The following is a 555-nucleotide window of genomic DNA, read 5'->3' as shown; positions in this document are numbered from 1 at the left end:
TTCCTTTTAATTGAGCTTTGTAGGTTAACATTTCTATTAATCTATAATGGGGAATATTAACAAATTGTTGATTATTCCTTTTTCCTAGATTAAGACATTGTTTTATCCGCTCATTATGCCCAATTATTAATGTCCCTATTTGATGAATAATACACCAATCTATTACTCTTTTACTGGCTGTGTGTAGATAATTTTCTACTCGACAGTTTCGTTTATGGGTTAGGAATATCAATCTCTTAGATGAGGGTTGATTATTTCTGGTTTTCAGTTGAGATTGTAAGCGGGAACGTTGTTTGTTGTAGAAGGTGTTAATTGCTTTTAACGGTCTGCCATTTACCAAAAGAGGTGCTACACCTGTTTGATTTGTAGTTACAGCCATTAAGTTATTAACTCCTAAATCTATCCCAGCTATCTCTTGTTTATCTGTGGTTTCCGACCGTCTTTCATAGACTATTTCAATGACATAACAGCTACTTTTGGGGACAATTCTCACTTCAATTATTTCTCTTCGGGAAGTGGTCAATTTTACGTCGCTCATAGACAAGTGACACCCCC

Annotated in this window: 1 protein-coding gene; it reads right to left on the bottom strand. The window is 35.1% G+C overall.

All coding sequences use genetic code 11. The features are described 5' to 3' along the window. Positions 1 to 538 (bottom strand): RNA-guided endonuclease TnpB family protein (locus MICAI_RS16880; RefSeq protein ID WP_232306226.1); only part of this gene is annotated, 538 nt, incomplete at its 3' end. Between the last annotated feature and the right edge of the window lie 17 nt (positions 539 to 555).

Origin of the sequence: Microcystis sp. T1-4 (assembly GCF_000297435.1) — a bacterium.
Classification (GTDB): Bacteria; Cyanobacteriota; Cyanobacteriia; order Cyanobacteriales; family Microcystaceae; genus Microcystis.
This window is presented reverse-complemented; position numbering and strand designations above follow the sequence as displayed.